16 protein-coding genes and 1 pseudogene are annotated in these 20737 nt (G+C 71.9%); 12 read left to right on the top strand and 5 right to left on the bottom strand.

Translation table 11 applies throughout. The features are described from left to right. Positions 1-43: 43 nt before the first annotated feature. Positions 44-346, bottom strand: a complete 303-nt coding sequence (locus ACFRKB_RS14525; protein ID WP_383106029.1) for a hypothetical protein — start codon at positions 344-346, stop codon at positions 44-46. Between the two features lie 152 nt (positions 347-498). Next, the gene (locus tag ACFRKB_RS14520) at positions 499-1293 is read right to left on the bottom strand and encodes a hypothetical protein (protein ID WP_383106028.1); all 795 of its coding nucleotides are present in this window, start codon (positions 1291-1293) and stop codon (positions 499-501) included. 470 nt (positions 1294-1763) lie between these two features. On the opposite strand from ACFRKB_RS14520, the gene ACFRKB_RS14515 reads away from it, so the two are divergent. The 4 genes and pseudogenes from ACFRKB_RS14515 to ACFRKB_RS14500 all read left to right on the top strand — a co-directional run bounded on the left by ACFRKB_RS14515 (position 1764) and on the right by ACFRKB_RS14500 (position 5555). Then, entirely contained in the window at positions 1764-3056 is a 1293-nt protein-coding gene (locus ACFRKB_RS14515; RefSeq protein WP_383106027.1) for a glycosyltransferase family 4 protein, read from the top strand. Then, positions 3053-3959, top strand: a pseudogene (locus tag ACFRKB_RS14510) (transferase). The gene ACFRKB_RS14515 and the pseudogene ACFRKB_RS14510 overlap by 4 nt, the downstream one beginning before the upstream one ends. 69 nt (positions 3960-4028) lie before the next feature. Then, positions 4029-4988 carry a helix-turn-helix transcriptional regulator gene (locus ACFRKB_RS14505; RefSeq protein ID WP_383106026.1) on the top strand — a complete coding sequence of 320 codons (960 nt, stop codon included), beginning with the start codon at positions 4029-4031 and terminating at the stop codon, positions 4986-4988. A 351-nt stretch (positions 4989-5339) separates the two neighbouring features. After that, a complete protein-coding gene (locus ACFRKB_RS14500; protein ID WP_383106024.1) occupies positions 5340-5555 on the top strand; it encodes an I78 family peptidase inhibitor in 216 nt (71 codons plus the stop codon). A 125-nt stretch (positions 5556-5680) separates the two neighbouring features. Here ACFRKB_RS14500 and ACFRKB_RS14495 read toward each other — a convergent pair whose 3' ends face one another. Beyond that, positions 5681-6685 carry a phosphatase PAP2 family protein gene (locus ACFRKB_RS14495; protein ID WP_383106023.1) on the bottom strand — a complete coding sequence of 335 codons (1005 nt, stop codon included), beginning with the start codon at positions 6683-6685 and terminating at the stop codon, positions 5681-5683. Between the two features lie 424 nt (positions 6686-7109). Between ACFRKB_RS14495 and ACFRKB_RS14490 the strand changes: the two genes are divergently transcribed. Together ACFRKB_RS14490 and ACFRKB_RS14485 are read left to right on the top strand one after the other, a co-directional pair. Further along, a complete protein-coding gene (locus ACFRKB_RS14490; RefSeq protein WP_383106022.1) occupies positions 7110-8858 on the top strand; it encodes an MFS transporter in 1749 nt (582 codons plus the stop codon). A gap of 177 nt (positions 8859-9035) precedes the next feature. Continuing rightward, positions 9036-10250 carry an acyl-CoA dehydrogenase family protein gene (locus ACFRKB_RS14485; protein ID WP_383106021.1) on the top strand — a complete coding sequence of 405 codons (1215 nt, stop codon included), beginning with the start codon at positions 9036-9038 and terminating at the stop codon, positions 10248-10250. Positions 10251-10285: 35 nt separating this feature from the next. Here the strand turns inward: ACFRKB_RS14485 and ACFRKB_RS14480 are convergent, their stop codons facing one another. Beyond that, positions 10286-10717 carry a cell division protein SepF gene (locus ACFRKB_RS14480; protein WP_365975342.1) on the bottom strand — a complete coding sequence of 144 codons (432 nt, stop codon included), beginning with the start codon at positions 10715-10717 and terminating at the stop codon, positions 10286-10288. A 237-nt stretch (positions 10718-10954) separates the two neighbouring features. On the opposite strand from ACFRKB_RS14480, the gene ACFRKB_RS14475 reads away from it, so the two are divergent. The 5 genes from ACFRKB_RS14475 to ACFRKB_RS14455 all read left to right on the top strand — a co-directional run bounded on the left by ACFRKB_RS14475 (position 10955) and on the right by ACFRKB_RS14455 (position 18048). Beyond that, complete coding sequence (locus tag ACFRKB_RS14475) at positions 10955-12193, top strand: DUF5685 family protein (RefSeq protein ID WP_383106054.1); 1239 nt, start codon at positions 10955-10957, stop codon at positions 12191-12193. Between the two features lie 393 nt (positions 12194-12586). Further along, on the top strand, positions 12587-14743 hold the full coding sequence (locus tag ACFRKB_RS14470; protein ID WP_383106019.1) for an FAD/NAD(P)-binding protein: 2157 nt from the start codon (positions 12587-12589) through the stop codon (positions 14741-14743). Between the two features lie 15 nt (positions 14744-14758). Next, positions 14759-15868 carry an LLM class flavin-dependent oxidoreductase gene (locus ACFRKB_RS14465; protein WP_383106018.1) on the top strand — a complete coding sequence of 370 codons (1110 nt, stop codon included), beginning with the start codon at positions 14759-14761 and terminating at the stop codon, positions 15866-15868. After that, the gene (locus tag ACFRKB_RS14460; RefSeq protein WP_383106017.1) at positions 15865-17196 is read left to right on the top strand and encodes an NtaA/DmoA family FMN-dependent monooxygenase; all 1332 of its coding nucleotides are present in this window, start codon (positions 15865-15867) and stop codon (positions 17194-17196) included. The genes ACFRKB_RS14465 and ACFRKB_RS14460 overlap by 4 nt, the downstream gene beginning before the upstream one ends. A 147-nt stretch (positions 17197-17343) precedes the next feature. Then, positions 17344-18048 (top strand): hypothetical protein, encoded by a 705-nt coding sequence (locus tag ACFRKB_RS14455; protein WP_383106016.1) that lies wholly within the window; start codon positions 17344-17346, stop codon positions 18046-18048. A 236-nt stretch (positions 18049-18284) separates the two neighbouring features. Here the strand turns inward: ACFRKB_RS14455 and ACFRKB_RS14450 are convergent, their stop codons facing one another. Next, entirely contained in the window at positions 18285-19175 is an 891-nt protein-coding gene (locus tag ACFRKB_RS14450; protein ID WP_383106014.1) for an alpha/beta fold hydrolase, read from the bottom strand. 373 nt (positions 19176-19548) lie between these two features. Here ACFRKB_RS14450 and ACFRKB_RS14445 point away from each other — a divergent pair, with 373 nt between their 5' ends. Further along, positions 19549-20631: a S1 family peptidase gene (locus ACFRKB_RS14445; protein ID WP_463291733.1), complete on the top strand. Its 1083-nt coding sequence runs from the start codon at positions 19549-19551 to the stop codon at positions 20629-20631. Positions 20632-20737: the final 106 nt, after the last annotated feature.

The following is a 20737-nucleotide window of genomic DNA, read 5'->3' as shown; positions in this document are numbered from 1 at the left end:
GGCACGGAATCGTCCGTGCCGGGCCCCACCGCTTCCGGCGCCGTCATCTGCCCCGGCGGGGGCCCGGCGGAAGGGCGGGCGGGAGCGCCGCCTGCGCAGGCCGTCCCGTGTGCTGCCGGGGATCGCGCTGCCAGGACCCGGGGTACGCCGTATGCCCGAGCCCGGAGTGGGCGCCGTACCCACCACGCGCGGCGTGCAGCCCGGTGCCGAAGGCCGTGAAGCCGAGGTTCTCCTCATTGCTGCGGTCACCGGGCAGCGCCCTGAACGACCGGCGGAATTCGGAGTACAGCGCGTCGTAGATCGGGGTCGTGGAGAACCCGTCCGCGACATCCTGCGCGGGGCGCATGGAAGGGATATGACTCTGGTACTGCTGGCGGGTGGGGTCGTATGAGTGCACGTACGTGCCAACGACCTCATCGCCTGTCGGATGCGGGCTGTCCTGGGAATTCGCCGTCGCGGGGGCGCGGTGCGACGGGCGGGCGGGGCGCGTGGCCTCGGTCACGTGCCGGCCAGCGGCATCGCCGCGGCGACCAGCTTGCCGTTGGCCGCGGCCTTCTCCAGGGCGTCGCGCAGCAGGTCCTCGCGCGGCTGCTGGCCGATGGAGCCGACCGGCGCGGCGAAGACCAGGACGGTGTGCGACTTGTTGGCGGCGGTCCGCCAGCCCTCGGTGACCTGGAGCGGCTGATGGGCCTGCCACCACGCGGTCGGGGTGCCGCCGCCGGTGCCGGGCTGGAGTACGGCGTGCAGCTGTCCCATGGCGAGCAGCACCGACCAGCCGGGCAGCGGGGCGGGCACCTGGTTCAGATCACCGAGCGGCCGGAAGCCCTGCTCGATGAGGAGCGGCAGGAACTCGTCGGTGGTGGCGTCCGAGCCGGGCCGGACGATCGGGGCGGTCGGCTCGACGACCAGGGCGGGATGCAGATCGCCCTCGATCAGCACCAGACCGCTGGTGACCCCCAGCACGGCCTGGTTGGAGCTCGCGGCGGGGACTCCGTGCGCTCCCTGGGGCGTGGGCTCGCCGCCGGTGATCGACCGGACCGCCCCCTGGAGCTGGTCCTCGGCGACCTGGACGACCTGGGAGGGAATGCAGGTGGCGTGGGCGAAGGCGAGAACGGCGGTCTCCTCGCCGACGAACAGCACGGTGCTGGTCCGCTCCTGTTCGGAGTCGCCGGGTGTCCGGCAGGACGTGCAGTCGTAGCTGCCCGGGGAGTTCTCGCCGGAGAGCAGCCGGTCGGCTTCTTCGTCGCCGATCTCGGCGCGTACGTCCTCGCTGACATCGAGCATGCGCGGCACGGGTGGCTCCTCGAACTCGGTGCGTGAGCCGGGCTGTTCCCGGCTCGTACAGAAGACAACGGGCGAGCCGTCGCCCGGGTCACGCGCGAAGGGGCACGGAATCGAACCATCCCGGGCCGGGCGCGGGCCATCGGCCGGGACGGGCCGGTGCGGGTCAACGGCTGCCGGATGAAGGGGAGTTGAACCGGCAGGCCACGGCACCGGCCGGTGCATGGACAGATGGACAGGTCGACAAACCGGGAAATCAGCGAATCAATAGGGTGGCCGAAACTCATTGCTCCGTTCGGTGGTACCGGGGCGGGAACCGTGTGGCGTCCGAGGGGCGTCCGCGCGTCGCGCGGACGCCGTATCGGCGCGTGAAGGTACAGATCAGCGCCGAGTCGGCACCATGTGGCTCATTTCCGCATCTATCCAGTCGGCCCGCACAGGGACCGTCGGAAACCGGAAGGACCAGGGAGACCCGGCACGGCATGCACCTCTCGTTTCTGCTCCACAACGCGTACGGCATCGGCGGGACCATCCGCGGCACGTTCAATCTGGCCGAAGCGCTGGCGGTCCACCACGATGTCGAGATCGTGTCGGTCTTCCGCCACCGCGAGGAGCCGGTCCTCGGAGCCCCGGCCGGGGTCCGGCTGAGTCACCTTGTCGACCTGCGGCGCGACAGTCCCGGCTACGACGGTGACGACCCGGAACACCAGCGGCCCGCCCGGGTCTTCCCGCGCGGCGACAGCCGTTACCGGCAGTACAGCCGGCTCACCGACGCCAGGATCGGCGCCCGGCTGGCCGCGCTGGAGGCCGATGTCGTCATCGGTACCCGCCCCGGCCTCAACGTCCATCTCGTCCGGCAGGGCCCGCGGGGCGGACCCGGCCGGATCCGGGTGGGGCAGGAGCATCTGGCCCTCGACAACCACGGCCGACGGCTGCGCTGCGAGATCGGCCACCGCTACCGGCTGCTGCACGCGGTCACCACGGTCACCGAGGCCGACGCCCGCGCCTACCGCGGCCGGCTGTGGCTGCCCGGCGTACGGATCGTCGCCGTACCGAACAGCGTGCCCGCGCCCGCCGTCGCCCCCGCCGACTCCACCGGCAAATGGGTCGTCGCGGCCGGCCGGCTCACCCGGGTCAAGCGGTACGACCTGCTGGTGCGGGCGTTCTCCCAGGTGGTGGCCGTACGCCCGGACTGGCGGCTGCGGATCCACGGCGGCGGCGACGCGACCGGCGACGAGAAGGCGGCGCTGCGCCGGCTCATCGAGGAGAGCGGGCTGTACAACCATGTCTTCCTGATGGGACCCACCGACCCGCTGGAGGCGGAGTGGGTCAAGGGATCGATCGCCGCCGTCACCTCCAGCCACGAGGCCTTCGGCATGACCATCGTCGAGGCCATGCGCTGCGGGGTCCCGGTCGTCGCCACCGACTGTCCGCACGGCCCCCGCGAGATCATCGAGCACGGGGTCGACGGGCGGCTGGTGCCGGTGGGCGACGTGGACGCGATCGCCGGCGCTCTGCTCGGGCTGATCCAGGACGACGATCTGCGCCGGCGCACGGGCGAGGCGGCGCGCGCGGCCTCGGCCCGCTTCGACCCGGCGCGGATCGCGGAGCGCCACGCGGCCCTCTACGCCGAGCTGGCCCGGTCCTCCCGGAGGCCGTCCGGGGGCGCGAAGCCGCGCGACGCGCTGTGCCGCGGCGGCAGTGCCTTATTCGGCGGCGCGCTCGCCGTCAGGGACAAGGCCGCAGATGTGATCCGGAAGGGCAGAACCGTATGACCAGAGCCATCGGGCGGCGGGCGTCGCCCGCCGGGTGGACCGCCGACTGCATCGCCGACTCGGCGGGGGGAATCACCTTCGACATCACGGACGCCGCACCCCCCGGCGCGACACTGGTGCTGCGCCGCCGCGCCGGCCGCGGTGACGGGACGCACGGCGACGCCGCCGGGACGCACGAAGGCGGGGACGACGAGGTACGGCTGCCGCTGACCGGGCCCGCCACCCCCGGCGCCGGGCCGGCGCGGCTGCGCGCCGTACTGCCCTGCACCGTCGAACTGGCCGAAGGCCACTGGGACATCTTCACGGGCGCCCCCGGCGACCAGCCCGTACGGCCGGGGATCAGGGACGTACGGGCGCTGATCGACCGGGTGCCGGGGACGGGCCCGGTCGCGGCCCGCGTCCCGTACCCCACCGCGGACGGCCGGCCTCGCCCTCAGGACCTGGCTCCGCGCACCGCACGCCGAGGCCGGGACGGTCCGCTGCGCGCCGGCCGGGATGTCGGTCGAGGGCGTGCTGTACGGCGCCGAGCTGGGGGAGCACGCGCGCGCCGAGGCCCGGCTGCGCGGCGGCGACCGTACGCACCGGGTGGCCGTGACCGGCCGGGGCGGGGTGTTCGCGTTCACCCTGCCGTACGGACCGCTCGCCGGAGAGCCGGGCGGTCCTTGCGGGACCGGCGGTCCGGGCGGGGAGGGCCGGCGCTGGGATCTGTGGCTGCTGCCCGCGCCGGACGCCGCCGGCATACGGATCTCCCGCATCCTCGACGACATCTGGGACAAGCGGGCGATCCATGTCTATCCGGCCCACGCCGTTCCGGCCCACGGCACGGACGACTGGCTGGCCGCCCCCGGCTACACCCATGACAACGATTTCTGTGTACGACTGGGCCCCGCGCCCGCTCCCTGACCGCAGCGGGCGGGCTTGCCGGAGGGTTTGCGGACAGAAGCTGTCCGCGAAGGCTGCCAGACTCGGCCCATGTTGGAGACCTCGGCACGACTGCTGCGTCTGCTCTCACTGCTCCAGGCCCACCGCGAGTGGTCCGGCGCCGACCTCGCGGACCGGCTCGGCGTCACCCCGCGCACTGTACGGCGCGATGTCGACCGGCTGCGCGAACTCGGCTATCCGGTCAACGCCACCCCCGGCACGGGCGGCGGCTACCAGCTCGGCGCGGGGGCCGAGCTGCCGCCGCTGCTGCTGGACGACGAGGAGGCCGTCGCGGTCGCCGTCGGCCTGCGCACCGCCGCCGGCAACGGCATCGAGGGCATGGGCGAGATCTCCGTACGCGCCCTGGCGAAGCTGGAACAGGTGCTCCCCAGCCGGCTGCGGCGCAGGGTCGGCGCCCTCAACTCCTTCACCGTGCCCATGCTGCGCGGGCCGCGCGGGTCCATGGCCGACCCCGGTGTCCTCACCGAGCTGGCCAACGCCTGCCGGGACAGTGAGCGGCTGCGCTTCGCGTACCGCGACCACGAGGACTCCGTCACCCGCCGCACCGTCGAGCCGCACCGCCTGGTCTGCACCGAACGCCGCTGGTATCTGGTCGCCTGGGACCTGGACCGCGCCGACTGGCGTACGTTCCGGGTGGACCGGATCACCCCCGCACCGCCGCACGGGCCGCGCTTCACCCCGCGTACCCCGCCCGCCGACGACCTCGCCGCGTATGTCTCGCGGGGTGTCTCCACCGGGGCCTACGCCACGGCGGCCGTGATCCGGCTGCACGCGTCCGCCGAGGAGGCGGCCCAGGACATCTCACCGTCCTCGGGTGTCCTGGAGGCGGTCGACGCGCACAGCTGTCTGCTGCGGACCGGGGCGGCGAGCCTGGATGTGATGGTGATCCATCTGGCGCTCCTCGGCTTCGACTTCGAGGTGATCGAGCCACCGGAACTGACCGAACGCATCCGGGTCATAAGGGACCGGTTGTCCCGCGCCCTCGGCTGACAGGACCGCGACAGGACCGCGACAGGTTCGGCGGACAGGGCCCCAGGTGTCGGCCGGCGGCGGATTGTGCGGGGGACTCGTGAATTCCTCGACGGTCCATCAATTGATTTCCTCGGTCGGCCGGGAAAACGACTGGCATGGGCCGTGGAATTCAGGGCGGCTATTTATGTGATCTTCGGGGTTGTGCAATTTCCAAGAAGTCGGATGTGAAGGGGCCGTAAGAGTGACGCGTTCGCATCCCGAGCGCGTCGGAACCTGTGACACAAGTGTGACCGCGGAGGGACGGGAAGCATACGGACGAGGTATCCGTTCGGCTTCCTTCGCCAGTCCCCGGCGCCTACGGTGAGTGGTATGGCACCGATACCGACTCCGCCCCGACAGCCCGACGACGCCCCCGAGTCCTATGTCGGACTCGACTCCGGGAGCGCCGAACGGATCGCCCGCGCGCGCGGCTGGACCACGGTCAGATCGCTGCCTCCGGGCTCGATCATCACCATGGAGTTCGTCGTGGGCCGGCTCAACTTCGAGGTGGAGGAGGGCCGGGTCATCCGCTGCTGGCTCGGCTGACCGACGGCCCGCGACGAGAACCCTGACGGTTCCCGACCCGACCCATACGAAGGCCCCGGCCGGAGCCGGGGCCTTCGTATGCACGGAGGGGCTGCGCGTACCGTCCCCGCGGTCCCAGGGGGCGCTCAGCCGCCCGTCATGGGCCGCGAGTGCGACGGCCGGCGGCTGCCCGCCGGAGTGCCCGGCGAACGCTCCGAGCGCACCGTGTGCGGCCTTGAGTGGGTGAGCTGACCCGTACCCGCGACGGTTCCGGTGGTTCCGGTGGGCAGGCCCGCGCCGGTGTGGCCGCTGTGACCTGCTCCGATGGGCTCGCGCGACGGCTCGTCGGCCGGCGCCTCGTGCGACACCCGCGCGGGACGCGGGCCCCCGGAGGCGACCGGGGTCGACGGGGTGGTCCTGCGGCGCGCGCGCCACCGCTCGCGGACCGCGAAGACGGTCAGCTCGGTCCGGCCGATCAGCGGCTCGAACAGGGGCAGCGCCAGCAGGATCAGCAGCCCGGCGGCCCAGCCGAGCAGCACATCGCTCAGCCAGTGCGTACCGAGATAGACGGTCGTCGCACCGACCCCCAGGGCGACCACGGCCGACATGACCGACAGATAGCGCCTGGCCCGGGGCGTGGTGGCCAGATAGGCCAGGATTCCCCAGGTCACCACGGCGTTGGCGGTGTGTCCCGAAGGAAATATATCGCCGCCCGCGAAGAGCTCGGCCGAGCCGATCTGCGTCGCGTAGTGGGGGCCGAGCCGGCCCAGACCGAGCTTCACCGCCCCGACGGTCACATTGAGCAGCAGCAGCGCCGTCCCGAGGGCCAGCAGCGGACGCAGCGTGTGCTGACGCCAGGAGCGCCAGCCCAGCCAGGCCGCGATCATCACGGCCGTGGGCCCGCGCTGCCCCAGCACCACGAAGTAGTCGAGGAAAGGATGCAGTTCCGGCCATTGCTGATAGGGCCGGAAGAGCATGACCTTCCAGTCGAGGATCACCAGCGAGGACGAGACGAGCACGGCGACGACGATGGCGAGATAGAACGCCAGCGTCCCGCCGAAGAGAGCCTTGCGGGTGCGGCTCATCCGCGGGGTCTCTATCTTCGGCGGCTCCGGCTCCCGGTCCAGACGGGCAAAGATGTCGGTACGCACCCCATTGACGTTACAGCGAGTGAGCGAATGAACCGGTCGATCCGGTCTCTTTGTGATGACGATGTGATGTGGAGTGCGTCTCGGAGCGTGGTTTATCAGGGGCCGTTCCGGAAATCGAAGGGACCTTCGTCCCTATTAATCGACACGCCGTTCCTGAAAGTGTCTTTCTGCGGAACAGAATGAGTTCACCGTGGCGTCGCACGGAATTTCCCTCCCGCTCGTGCGCGCTCGGAGTCCCGGTCCTGGCGCGGCGGAGTGGCGTACGCCACACTCGTCGGCCGGAACGGTGAGAGATGCACCACGCGCCACGCGCGTTCACTCGCGTACGCTGACGGCTCACTCGCCCGTCGATGCCGGGCCGCTCCGAGGGACCCGCGTCCCCGCCGGCCCGCCGAGCGCGAGGGACGCATTGGGAGGTACTCAGATGTCCGGGAGCACCACGGCCGGCGCACGGCTGCGCGCGGCCGGGGCCCGCGGCGGTGCCAACCGCTGGATCGTCCTGGTCGTCCTGTGCGTGAGCCTGCTCCTGGTCGCGCTGGACGCGACCGTGCTGCATGTCGCCGTCCCGGCCGTCACCGCCGACCTCAGGCCCAGCGGTGTCGAGCTGCTCTGGATCGTGGACGCGTATCCGCTGGTCTGTGCCGCGCTGCTGATCCTCTTCGGGACGCTGGGCGACCGCATCGGAAGACGCCGGGTCCTGCTCATCGGATACGCGCTCTTCGGGCTGGCCTCGGCGGTCGCGGCACTCGCCGATACGCCGCTGGTCCTGATCGCGGCACGCGCCCTGCTCGGTGTCGGCGGCGCGATGATCATGCCCGCGACGCTCTCCATCCTCCGCGACGTCTTTCCCGACCGGCGCGAGCGCGCCATGGCCATCGGTGTCTGGACGGCGGTCGCCGCGGTCGGGGCCGCCCTCGGCCCGGTGCTCGGCGGCTTCCTCGTCGAGCACTTCTGGTGGGGCTCGGTCTTCCTGATCAATATCCCGCTGCTGGCGCTCCTGCTGCCGCTCGGCCGGCTGGTGCTGCCCGAGTCCAAGGGCCCCGGCGACGGGCCCTGGGACGTCCTCGGCGCGCTGATGGCCGCCGCCGGGGTGCTCGGGGTGGTCTTCGGGGTGAAGCGGCTCGGCGCCGGGGAAGGGCCGCTCGGTCCCGAGACCCTCGGTCCGCTCTGCGTCGGCGCGGCCCTGCTCATCCTCTTCGTCCGCAGACAGCGGCGCAGGACGCATCCGCTGATCGACATGCGGATGTTCGCCAGGCGCACGTTCTCCACCTCCGTCGGCTGCATCGTGCTCGCCATGCTGGCCCTGGTCGGCCTGGAGCTGATCGCCGTCCAGTACCTCCAGCTGGTGCTGGGACTCAGCCCGCTGGAGACCGGACTGCGGCTGCTGCCGCTCACCTTCGCCGCCATGGCCGCGGGCGTCACCGGCTCCGCCACGCTGCGCCGGGTGGGGCCGCGCCGGATGGTGGCCTGGGGCTTCGTGCTGACCGCGGGCGCCGTGCTGCTGCTGGTGCTGATGGGCCAGCACGACCGGCCCGGGCTGCTGACCGCCGCCTTCGTCCTGCTCGGCTTCGGGCTCCAGACCACGCTCTTCGGCGCGTACGAATCGATGCTCAGCGAGGCTCCGGCGGACCAGGCGGGCGGGGCCGCGGCCATCGGCGAGACCTCGTACCAGCTGGGTGCGGGCATGGGGATCGCGCTGCTCGGCAGCGTGATGAACGCGGTGTACGCGCCCGCGCTGTCGTCGGTGAAGGGTGTGCCCGCGGCGGCGGGCTCGGCGGCGTCCGACTCGCTCGGCGAGGCCTATCAGGTGGCGGCCAGGATCGGCGGACCCGCGGGGGAGGCGCTGCGTACCGCCGCGCGCCACTCGTTCGTCCACGGCCTGCATGTGACGCTGCTGGTCAGCGCGGGGCTGCTGCTGCTCGGCGCGCTGGCCGCGCTGCGGCTGCCGAAGGTCATGGAGTGTCCGCCGTGCGCCGACGCGGAGCCGCCCGTCGAAGCGCGTGAGGCGCCTGAGGCGCGCGAGGAGACAGCCGCGAAGCCCGAGGCGCCCGGGACAGGGGAGGCACGGCCGCCCCGCCCGCAGGATCGGCGACCGCCCCGGCCGCGCAGAGCGCCGTCGGCTCCACGTGAGTCCCCGGAGGCGGCGATCCCGGCGGGCCGCCTCTCCCGTTAGGCGCACCTCTCCCGTGAGGCGCACCGGCGTGAGGCGTACGGGCCCGCGAGCCGGGCCGACGAGGGCCGGGTGCGTCTGGACGCGCGGCACACTGAGTCGTACCGTCGTCACGGAGCCGTAACTAGCGCCGCTAGTTACGGCTCGTCAGAGCCGTGCGAGCCGCCGGAGGCCGTCCCCATGTCCGCACCGTCCACGCCGTCCGCCCCGTCTGTCGCCAAGCCCCCGCCCTTCGACCCCGGCGACCCCCTCGGTCTCGACGATCTGCTCGACCCCGAGGACCTGGCGATCCGGGACACCGTACGGACCTGGGCCGCCGACCGGGTCCTGCCGCATATCGCCGAGTGGTACGAGCGCGGCGAACTGCCCGTCATCCGTGAACTGACGCGCGAACTCGGCGGACTCGGCGCGCTCGGGATGTCCCTGACCGGGTACGGCTGCGCGGGCGCCACCGCCGTCCAGTACGGACTCGCCTGTCTGGAGCTGGAGGCCGCCGACTCCGGGATCCGCTCGCTCGTCTCCGTACAGGGCTCGCTCGCCATGTACGCGATCCACCGCTTCGGCTCCGAGGAGCAGAAGCGGCGCTGGCTGCCCGCCATGGCCGCCGGCGAGATCATCGGCTGCTTCGGACTCACCGAGCCCGACCACGGCTCCGACCCGGCCGGAATGCGCACCCACGCCAGGCGGGACGGCACCGACTGGGTGCTCAACGGCCGCAAGATGTGGATCACCAATGGCTCGGTGGCGGGCGTCGCCGTCGTCTGGGCGCGCACCGACGAGGGCGTTCGCGGCTTTCTGGTCCCGGCGGGCAGCCCCGGATTCTCGGCCCCGGAGATCACCCACAAGTGGTCACTGCGTGCCTCGGTCACCAGCGAACTGGTCCTCGACGACGTACGGCTGCCCGCCGACGCCGTCCTCCCGGAGGTCACCGGACTGCGCGGCCCGCTCAGCTGTCTGAGCCACGCGCGGTACGGAATCGTCTGGGGCTCGATGGGCGCGGCGCGCGCGAGTTTCGAAGCGGCGCTCCAGTACGCCAGGACCCGGGAGCAGTTCGGCCGGCCGATCGGCGGCTTCCAGCTCACCCAGGCCAAGCTGGCCGACATGGCTCTCGAACTGCACAAGGGCATTCTGCTCGCCCACCATCTGGGGCGGCGCATGGACGCGGGCCGGCTCCGCGCCGAGCAGGTCAGCTTCGGCAAGCTCAACAACGTGCGGGAGGCGATCGAGATCTGCCGCACCTCGCGGACCATCCTCGGCGCCAACGGGATCTCGCTGGAGTACCCCGTGATGCGGCATGCGACGAACCTGGAGTCGGTGCTCACGTACGAGGGCACCGTCGAGATGCACCAGCTCGTCCTGGGCAAGGCGCTCACCGGCCTCGACGCCTTCCGGTGACCCCGTGGGACCGGGCGAACCGGTGAGCGCCCTGCTCAGCTCTGGTTGAAGAAGCCGTCCTTGCCGCGGCCCGCCTCGCCGGTGACGATCTCGGTGTCGGCGGGGCTCAGCAGGAAGACCCGGGTGGCCACGCGGTCGATCGAGCCGCGCAGCCCGAAGATCAGTCCGGCGGCGAAGTCCACCACGCGCTTGGCGTCGGCGGGCTCCATGGCCGTGAGGTTCATGATGACCGGGGTGCCGGCCCGGAAGAGCTCGCCGATGGTCCGGGCGTCCCGGAAGCTGTCCGGGGAGACGGTGGCGATTCTGCGGTCCTGCTCCGGGGCGGCCTCGGCGACGACCCGTACGCGCGGGTCGGTCCGCCAGTTGTCGCCGTTCTCCGCACCCTCGGCGTACTCGTCGTCGTAGTAACGCTCGTCGTTGTCCTCAACGAGGCCCAGCCAGGCACTCGCCTTGCGCACCGATCCCATGGACGCCTCCTTTCACCGCGGTCACATGACGTTCCCTATCCCTATGGTCGACCATCATGCGGATTGCGCGCCAAGGGGATAGTCGGCGCGCAGATGATTCGTGACGGTACTGGTGCAGAAGATGTGGCGGTTCGTCAAGGTTCTTCCAGCGTACAGGCCCTGAGTCGGTACAAAATATTACGTTCCGGCCAGATGAGTGACGCTGGGGACGTACGGGTGAACCGCTCGCTCGGTACGATGCGTCACGCACTTGTGAACGACGCTCGGGGGATTGTCGTGTTCGGAATCGTCAGACCGTGTACGCACCGGCTCGGCAATGGCCTCAGAACCGAGTGGATGGCCCATCTCTGCGGACTCTGTCTGGCACTTCGCGCGGACCACGGACAGTTCTCCCGGGTCGTCACCAACTACGACGGCCTGATCGTCTCGGTTCTGACGGAGGCTCAGACCGAGCGCACCGCGCGGCAGCGGCGCACCGCGGGCCCCTGTCCGCTGCGCGGCATGCGTACGGCGCCGATAGCCAGGGGCGAGGGCGCGCGGCTCGCCGCCTCCGTGTCACTGGTGCTCGCCTCGGCGAAGATACGCGACCACGTCGCGGACGGGGACGGGCTGTTGAGGCGCCGGCCGCTGGCCGCCGCCGCGCGCCGGGTCGCGCACGGATGGGACAGGGCGGGCGCGCGCACCGGCGCGGAGCTGGGGTTCGACACGGCCGTACTGGTCGACGCCGTCGAGCGGCAGCAGGGGATAGAGGTGCTGGCCGGTCCCGGTACGCCCCTGCTCACGGTCACCGAGCCGACCGAGACGGCGACCGCCGCGGCCTTCGCGTACACCGCCGTTCTGGCGGGCCGTCCGGGCAACGGCGCTCCGCTGGCCGAGGCCGGGCGGCTCTTCGGGCGGCTCGCGCATCTGCTGGACGCCGTGGAGGACCAGCCCGCTGACGCCGCGTCGGGTGCGTGGAACCCGCTCACCGCGACCGGTACGTCGCGCGCGGAGGCGCGGCGGCTGGCCGACGACGCGGTGCGCGGAATCCGGCTGGCGCTGCGGGACGTGGAGTTCACCGACGGCAGGCTGGCGCATGTGCTGCTGGCGCACGAACTGCGGGCCTCGGTCGACCGCGCTTTCGGCACGACGGCCTGCGCGCACGAAGGGCACGGCGGTCACGGCGGCGATGGCGGTCACGGCAGCCAGGGCGGCCAAAGCAGTCAGGGCGGCGGGGGGCTGCCGCCGGGCTTCGGGCAGCAGCCGCCGTCGAAGCCGGGCAAGCGCGGCTTCCTGGCCGGCTGCGCGGTCTTCGTCGGGCTGTGCTGCACCTGCAAACTCTGTTGTGCGGACGAGTACGAGGGCCCGTGGTCGCGCAAGAAGCGTGAGGGCTGCTGCAACAAGTCCGACGGATGCGACTGTTGTGATGGCTGTTGTGACGGCTGCGACTGCTGCGACTGCTGCGACGCCTGCAGTTGCTGCGACTGCGGGGCATGACGGGCGTCCATGCGGCGGGGTGTGCGAGGGGGAGGGAGAAGCGTGGCGCTCTGCGTGTGAAGGCACGCGGGGAAACGGCGCGCGAGCGCCGGACTTACGGGGAGACCGTGCAGGGCGTCAGCTCAACAGGAAGAGGACCACACGCGACCGAAGTCGATGTGGGAGCGCGTGACCAGCCACTGCTGCGAATGCATGAGCCAAGTGGAACAGGCATCCGTTTCCGCGTCAACCGAGCCGAGACGGACGGTTCACAGTACGGACAAGCTTGACAACAGGCCGTACACACCGCTTAGCCTCCCTACGGACAAGCGGATCGTGCTGAGGGGCTCGGTCCGTCTGTGTTTTCTGTGAAGGCACCCCCGTGTTCGATCGCTGTATCCACGGAGCCTTCGCATGCCTGTGCCCTCTCCGTCCTCCGCGTCCTCGGCCGCCGTCCGCGCCCCACTCCTGACCCCGTCTGTCGTCGTGGTCGGGGCAGGTCCGCGCGGCACGGGCTTTCTGGAGCGGATCGCCGCCAACGCGCGCTCCCTGTACGGCGGTCTGCCGCTGGACATCCACCTCGTGGACCCGCATCCGCCGGGCGCCGGGCGGGTCTGGCGCCGTGATCAGTCGCCGCTGCTCTGGATGAACTCCATGGCCGAGGACGTGACCATGTTCACCGATGACACGGTGGCCCTGGCCGGTCCGGTACGGCACGGACCCGCGCTGCACGAATGGGCACGGGACATCAGGGAGGGCAGGGCGCGGCTCTCCGCCGAGTCGGAGGCGGCCGAAGCGGCCGGGCCGACGCGCACAGGAGCCCCGTCCGGGGCCGGGCTCCACGCCGAGATCGCCGCCCTCACCGGCCAGACCTTCCCCAGCCGCCGGGTGCAGAGCGCCTATCTGAGCTGGGTGTACGAACAGACCGTCGCCGCCCTGCCGCCCGGTGTCACCGTCCATCAGCACCGCACGGACGCCGTGCGCGTCAGCGGTCCGCGCGGCGGACGTCAGCGCGTCTGGCTCGCGGACCGGACCGCACCGCTCCTCGCCGATCTCGTCGTGCTGACCCTCGGACATCTCGACGCCGAACCGGACGCGGAACAGGTGGAGTTGAGCCGGTTCGCCGAAGAGCACGGACTGATCCATCTGCCGCCCGACTTCACCGCGGACAGCGATCTGTCCGCGCTCCCCGCCGGTGAACCCGTCCTCGTCCGCGGCTTCGGACTCGCCTTCGTCGATCTGATGGTGCTCGTCACCGAGGGGCGCGGCGGGCGCTACTCGGGGAGCGCCGGCCAGGACAACGGGGAGTTGGTCTACCACCCCTCGGGACGCGAACCGGTCCTGTACGTCGGATCGCGGCGCGGTGTCCCGTACCACTCCAAGATCGGTTACGGGCTGGACGGTGAACGGCCCCCGCTGCCCCGCTTTCTCGGGCCCGAGCAGATCGACGCACTGCTGAGCCGGCCGGAGCCGCCCGACTTCCGGCGCGATGTCCGGCCGCTGGTCGACAAGGAGCTCGGCTTCGCGCACTACCACCGTCTCTTCACCGCGCACCCCGAGCGCACCCGCGTCGGCTGGACCGACTTCGAGGAGAAGTACGCCGCCGCCGATCCCGGAAGCCCCGAACTGGACGCCCTGGTGGGCGCGGCCGTCCCCGACCCCGCCGACCGGCTCGATCTCGCCGCCCTCGACCGGCCGCTGGACGGGCTGCGCTTCGACTCGTACGACGCGCTCCAGGACGGGCTGCGCGACTACATACGCGCGGATCTGACCCGGAGACACGACCCGGCCCACAGCGCGGACCTCGCCGTCTTCCTCGGGCTGCTCTCCGTCTACGGGCAGCTGATCCGCCTCGGCGACCTCGGTGATCCCGGCGGCGGCTGGCACGGCTTCTTCAGCTATCTCGCCTCCGGGCCGCCGGGACCCCGGCTGCGCCAGCTGCTCGCGCTCTCCCGGGCCGGGATCGTCCGCTTCCTGGGCGCGGACATGTCGGTCGAGGCCGACGGGCGGCGGGGGGTCTTCCGGGCGGGCAGCGCCGTCGTACCGGGGGAGTACGTCGAGGCGCGCGCGCTGGTCGAGGCGCGGCTGCCCGACCCCTCGCCCGAACGCACCCGGAGCCCGCTGCTGCGCGGGCTGTACGAGGAGGGGGCCGCCGCGATCTCGGCGGGGCTGGTCCGGGTCGACCCCGACGACGGGCGGCTGCTGGAGCGCGACGGCACCCCGCATCCCCGCCGCTTCGCGCTCGGTCCGTACACCACCGCCCGGTCCAGCGGCGCCTTCACCCGGCCGCGTACGGGCGGACCCGCGTTCCGGCAGAACGACGCCACCGCGCGGGCCGTGCTCACCCTGCTCGCCGGCCTCGCGCGACCCGCGGGCGCAGCGACCCCGGCCACACCGCCTCCCGCCACACCGCCTCCGGCCACACCGTCGCCCGTCACACCGCCTCCGGTCATAACACCACCGGTCACACGGCCCCCGGGCGCCTCGCCTCCGGTCACACCGCCCGCGGGCGCCTCGTTCACGGCCGCTCCGGCTCCTCAACCGCCGGACGGGCTGCCCGTCCGAAGCTGAAAGGCAAGGCCCGCCATGTCCGCCACCCGATCTCCGCACCGACCCCGGCACAACCCGCCGCACCGTCCGCTGTATCTCGCCGCCGAGATCGGTGGTCAGCGGTCCTACGACGCCGCGTGGTACGTCGAACTCGCCCGGCTCGCCGAGCGGGGCGCCCTCGACTTCGTCACGCTCCAGGACTCCTTCGCGCGCCCCGGCCCCGACGCGCTCGCCGTGCTCTCCCGGGTCGCGCCCGCGACCGAGCGCATCGGGCTCGTGCCCACCGTCACCACCACCCACACCGAGCCGTTCCATGTCTCCGCGGCCGTGGCCACCCTGGACTGGGTGAGCCGCGGCCGGGCCGGCTGGCTGGCCGATGTGTCCACCACCCCGGCGGAGGCCCGGCTGTTCGGCCGCCGCCCGGTCCCCTCCCTCCCCGCCCTGTGGCAGGAGGCGGGCGAGGTGGCCGACGTGGCCGCCCGGCTCTGGGACAGCTGGGAGGACGACGCCGAGATCCGCGACACATCGACAGGGCGCTTCATCGACCGCGACAAGCTGCACCATGTCGACTTCGAGGGGGCCACGTTCACGGTCCGCGGACCGTCCATCGTGCCGCGCCCGCCACAGGGCCACCCCGTCACCGTGGTCGACGCGACCGAGGGGCACAGCAGGGAGACCGCCGCGCGCCACGCGGATGTCGTCCTGGTCAGGGCCGGCCGGCCCGACGAGGCGGCGGCGATCCGGGAGAAACTGCGGTCCCGGGCCGCCGACCACGGCCGCGACCCCGGCACACTGCGGGTGCTGGCCGCGCTCACCATCGATCTCGGTGACGGCGAACGCCCGGTGGAACCCGGTCTGGAGAGCGCGCCGCGCACCACCGCCGGTGACACCGGACCGCACTACCGCGGCGGCCCCGTCGATCTCGCCGACCTGATCACCACCTGGCACGGCACCGGCGCCGTGGACGGCTTCCACCTCACGCCCGCCGAGCCGCGGCGCGATCTCGAACGGCTCGTCAACGGCACGGTGGCGCTGCTCCAGCACCGCAGTCTGTTCCGCACTTTCCATCCGGGCGGCACGCTCCGCGAGCATCTGAGCCTCGCACGCCCGGCCAACCAGTACGCGTCCGCCGGGGGAACCTCATGACGACCGACACTTCCCGTACCGCCCGCAAGCGGATCCATCTCGCCGCGCACTTTCCCGGCGTCAACAGCACCACCGTATGGACCGACCCCCGCTCCCGGTCCCAGATCGACTTCTCCTCGTTCGAGGCGCTGGCCCGTACGGCGGAGCGCGGGAAGTTCGACTTCTTCTTCCTGGCCGAGGGGCTGCGGCTGCGCGAACACAAGGGCCTCATCCACGATCTGGACGTGGTCGGCCGCCCCGAATCCCTCACCGTGCTGAGCGCGCTGGCCGCCGTCACCGACCGGCTCGGCCTCGCCGCCACCGTGAACGCCACCTTCAACGAGCCCTACGAACTGGCCCGCAGGCTCGCCACGCTCGACCATCTCAGCGCGGGCCGCGCCGCCTGGAACGTGGTGACGTCCTCCGACGCCTTCACCGGGGAGAACTTCCGGCGCGGCGGCTATCTCGACCGTGCCGACCGCTACACCAGGGCTGCGGAATTCGTCGCGACCGCACGGGAGTTGTGGGACTCCTGGACCCCGCCCGCGCCCGGCGCCCCGTACGGCGCACCGCGCCCGTTCGCCCACTCAGGGCGGCAGTTCGAGATCGAGGGGGAGTTCACCGTCCCGCGCTCCCCGCAGGGTCACCCGGTGATCATCCAGGCGGGCGACTCGGAGGAGGGCAGGGAGTTCGCCGCCTCGGCCGCCGATGTCATCTTCACCCGGCACGGCACCCTGGAGGCGGGCCGCGAGTTCTACGCCGACACCAAGTCCCGGCTGGCGAAGTACGGCAGGGACCCGGACGACCTCAAGATCATGCCGGGGGTCACCGTCGTCCTCGGCGACAGCGACGCCGAGGCGCAGGAACGGGCCGCCGGGATCCGCAGACAGCAGGTCTCCCCGCAGAACGCGATCCTCGCCCTGGAGCAGGTCTGGGGCCGGGACCTCTCGGCGTACGACCCGGACGGACCGCTGCCCGAGGTCGATCCGGACCCGGACTCCGCGCTGGTCCAGGGCCGGGTCCGGATCGGTGATCCGCTCGCGGTCGCGGCCAGGTGGCGGGCGCTGGCCGAGGCCAAGGGCCTGTCCATCCGGCAGACCGTCATCGAGACCACCGCGCGGCAGTCCTTCATCGGCACCCCGGAGGGCGTGGCCGAGAGCCTCGACACCTTCGTGCGGACCAGGGCGGCGGACGGTTTCATCCTCGTACCGCATCTGACCCCGGGCGGGCTCGACGACTTCGTGGACCGGGTCGTACCGCTCCTCCAGGAGCGCGGAGCCTTCCGTACGGAGTACGAGGGCACCACCCTGCGCTCACATCTCGGGCTTCCCGGCGTGCCGCCGGGCTGACGGCGCCGGGCGGGCCGGGGACACTTCACTCCGACGCCTACTGACCGGCGCGGACCTCTCGCGGGCATACTCGTCATGCGTGGTCAGCAGCGGCGAGCCCCGGCCAACTCCGGCCGGACGTACGCCTCTTGGCGAAGGTGAGAGTGTGTGAGTCCGACCCGGTCCGACCCACCGATACCCCTGTCCGATGTCCAACGGCACGTCCGCCGCAGCCGGTTGCTGTTCGTGGCTCCGCTCGTGCTGCTCGGGATCCTCGTCGTGATCCTGCTGTGGGAGGTCGTACGGTCCAATATGCCGGCGGAGACCCAGGCCGAGTGGCCCTGGCGGCTGCGGATACTCGAACCGGACCCGCTGGGCAGTCTGCTGGCGGTCGCCGCGGGCGCGGTCTTCGCGCGGGCGCAGTACGCCCGCGCCGTCAGGCCGTATCTGGGGTGGCGGGCGTCCTGGGAGAAGGGGGACCTCCGGTCGGAGGGCGCGGCGTGGCGCGTGGGCATCCTCAACGGCGGCCAGCACACCGCGGTGATCGAGAGCTATGACTTCCGGGTGATCCCGGCGGGTGGTACGGGCAGCGGTGACGCGTCATGGGTGGACGCCCAGGGAGCCGGGGCCGTACTGACCGCGGCGGGATTCGCCGTCAGAGAGGACTTCCTGCTCGTCAACTTCGGCCCGGGGTTCCCGCTGGTCGGTGCCGGGAACTACGAGACCGTCATGGTGGGCGTCTTCTCGAAGCGCGTGATCGACCAGATCGACGCGCTGTATCTGCGGGTACGGGTCACGGACGCCGTGGGCGACAGCCATGAGCGGATCGTGGACTGTCTGAAGGCGGCGCGGATGTCACCCCGGCCGGTGTGAGCGCGCCGCGGAGGCCGCCCGGATTCCGGCGGCACGCCCTAGGTCCTGTCCGGTCGATCTTCGCGGGCCCACGACGCCTGGCACCGCGCCTCGCCGCGTTGTCGGAGTCGCCCGAGTACGTCCAGTACACGGGCGATCCTCCGCCTTGCGATGCTCCCCCGTGGCCTGAACGGCACGGGGGTACCCCCTGCACCAGACTGCCGCGGTCTGATCCGCGAAGATCGACCGGACAGGACCTAGCGGTCCTCATCGCGCTGCCGGGGGAGATCGCGGAGCCAGTCGAGCACCCGCGGGAGAACGTACTGAGCGGCGAAGTGCCCGGCGCGCGGCGCGGATACGGCGTGGGCCCCCGGGATGTGCCCGGCCAGCCAGTGGAAGTGCGAGATGGGGGAGAAGACATCGTTCTGCCCGTGCCACAGCATGACCGGGACGGTGAGTGAGGACAGCCCGAACCCCCAGGGGGACGACAGGGCCACGCTGTCGTCGAGCCAGCCGTCGGCCGAGATCCGCAGCGCCTCGCGGTAGTTGCGCAGCAGCATCGCCCGGATGGCGGGGTCGTCCACGACCGGCGTGTCGTACGCGGTCAGCTCGGCCCGCAGTTCGTCGATCAGCCGGCCCGGTGCCTCGCTGATGGCGGCGCCGCGCAGCGCGAGGGTGTGGGCCAGCCGGGCTCTGTCGTCGCGGGCCAGTGTGTAGTCGAGAACGTTGGACGCGGTCATTCCGGCGAACCAGTCAAGGCCCTCCGCGTCCCGGGGCGCGAGACTGACGAGCGCCGCCGCGCCCACCACCCGCTCGGGCAGCAGCGCGGCGCAGGCGAGCGCGTGCGGGGCGCCGCCCGAGCGGCCGATCACCCCGAACCGCGCCATGCCCAGGGCATCGGCGACGGCGGCGCAGTCGCGGGCGGCGTCGGCCACGCGTCGCCCGGGAAGCCGGTCCGACTCCCCGTACCCGGGGCGGTCGTACGCGACGAACCGCACCCCTGGGCAGCGCCGGGCCAGATCGGACGGCGCCGTCCCCAGCCGGCTGCCCGGTGTTCCGTGCAGCAGCAGTACGGGAGGGCCCGCGGGATCACCCCACTCCTCGGCCACCAACAGCCGTCCGTCCGCTGTCCTTACGTCGATGCGCATGCTGTCCTCCCTGGCCTCTCCGGGCGCCGCCGGCCCCGGTACCGGTGGGTCCGGCGAGCCTTCTCCGACCCTGTCACGCGGGCGGGCGCGGCGCGGCGGGGCGCGGATCGCGGCAGAGAAACGGGGGGCGAATTCAAGACAGGACTAGTCCTCACCCGCTGATGACGTGGCGATCGCACCGGGTGTTCGCACATGGAACCGTCCCTGCCCGGAAGCGGTCTGCCGACGGCCCGGCGTACGGGGTGTGTTGTGGGTGCCCGTCCTGAAGTCGGCCTTGTGTGTTACTGGTCGGTTTCGGAATAGTGGGCGCCTCAACCTACGTGTCAGGTACACCCCACATGGCCTGACACGGTCCCCCCACAGGAGGCTGACGTTGAATCATCGACGCATATCCAAGAAGCGAGTGACGATGGCGGGAGGTGCCGTGGTCGCTCTGGTGGTCGCGGGTGTGACCTTCCAGACTGCGAACGCCAGTGAGAGCACACCCCAGTTCACGGTGAAGTCGCTGACCGCCGCGGCGGCCGGAACTCTCGCGTCAACCCTGGACGACAGCCTGGGCGCCGACGCGGCCGGCGCGTACTACGAGGCCGACTCGAAGGCGCTCGTGGTGAATGTCGTCAACGAGCAGGCGGCCGAGACCGTGCGCCAGGCCGGCGGCAAGGCCAGACTGGTTCAGAACTCCCTGGCCGAGCTGAAGAGCGCCCGGCAGACCCTCGCGGACCGGGCGACCATCCCGGGCACCTCGTGGGCCGTCGACCCGGTGACCAACAAGGTGATCGTCACGGCCGACCGTACGGTCACGGGCGCGTCCTGGGACAAGCTCGACGGTGTGGTGAAGGCGCTCGGTGACAAGGCCGAACTGAAGAAGACGGCGGGGGAGTTCAAGCCCTTCGTCTCCGGCGGTGACGCCATCACGGGCGGCGGCGGGCGCTGCTCGCTCGGCTTCAACGTGGTCAAGGACGGCGCGCCGTACTTCCTGACCGCCGGGCACTGCACGGAGTCCATCCAGACCTGGTCGGACGCGCAGGGCACCGAGATCGGGACGAACGAGGGCTCCAGCTTCCCGGACAACGACTACGGCCTGGTCAAGTACACCGCCGAGGTGGAGCACCCGAGCGAGGTGAACCTCTACAACGGCAGCACGCAGGCGATCACGAAGGCGGGCGACGCGACCGTCGGCCAGCAGGTGACCCGCAGCGGCTCCACCACCCAGGTGCACGACGGTGAGGTCACCGGACTCGACGCCACCGTGAACTACGGCAACGGCGACATCGTCAACGGGCTCATCCAGACCTCGGTCTGCGCCGAGCCGGGCGACAGCGGCGGTTCGCTCTTCGCGGGCGACACCGCGCTCGGGCTGACCTCGGGCGGCAGCGGTAACTGCTCCTCGGGCGGTGAGACGTTCTTCCAGCCGGTGCCGGAGGCGCTCGCCGCGTACGGTGCCGAGATCGGCTGACCCGGATCGGCTGACCCTGGACAACTGAAACTGACCGACCCGCTGGGAGGAGGGGCCCGGTCCGCCACTGTCTGTGGTGGACCGGGCCCCTCCGGGCATGTCGCGG

The organism is Streptomyces scopuliridis (assembly GCF_042790125.1).
Taxonomy (GTDB): Bacteria; Actinomycetota; Actinomycetes; order Streptomycetales; family Streptomycetaceae; genus Streptomyces; species Streptomyces scopuliridis_A.
Note: the sequence above shows the minus strand (reverse complement) of the source record. Positions and strands in the feature narration are given on the sequence as shown.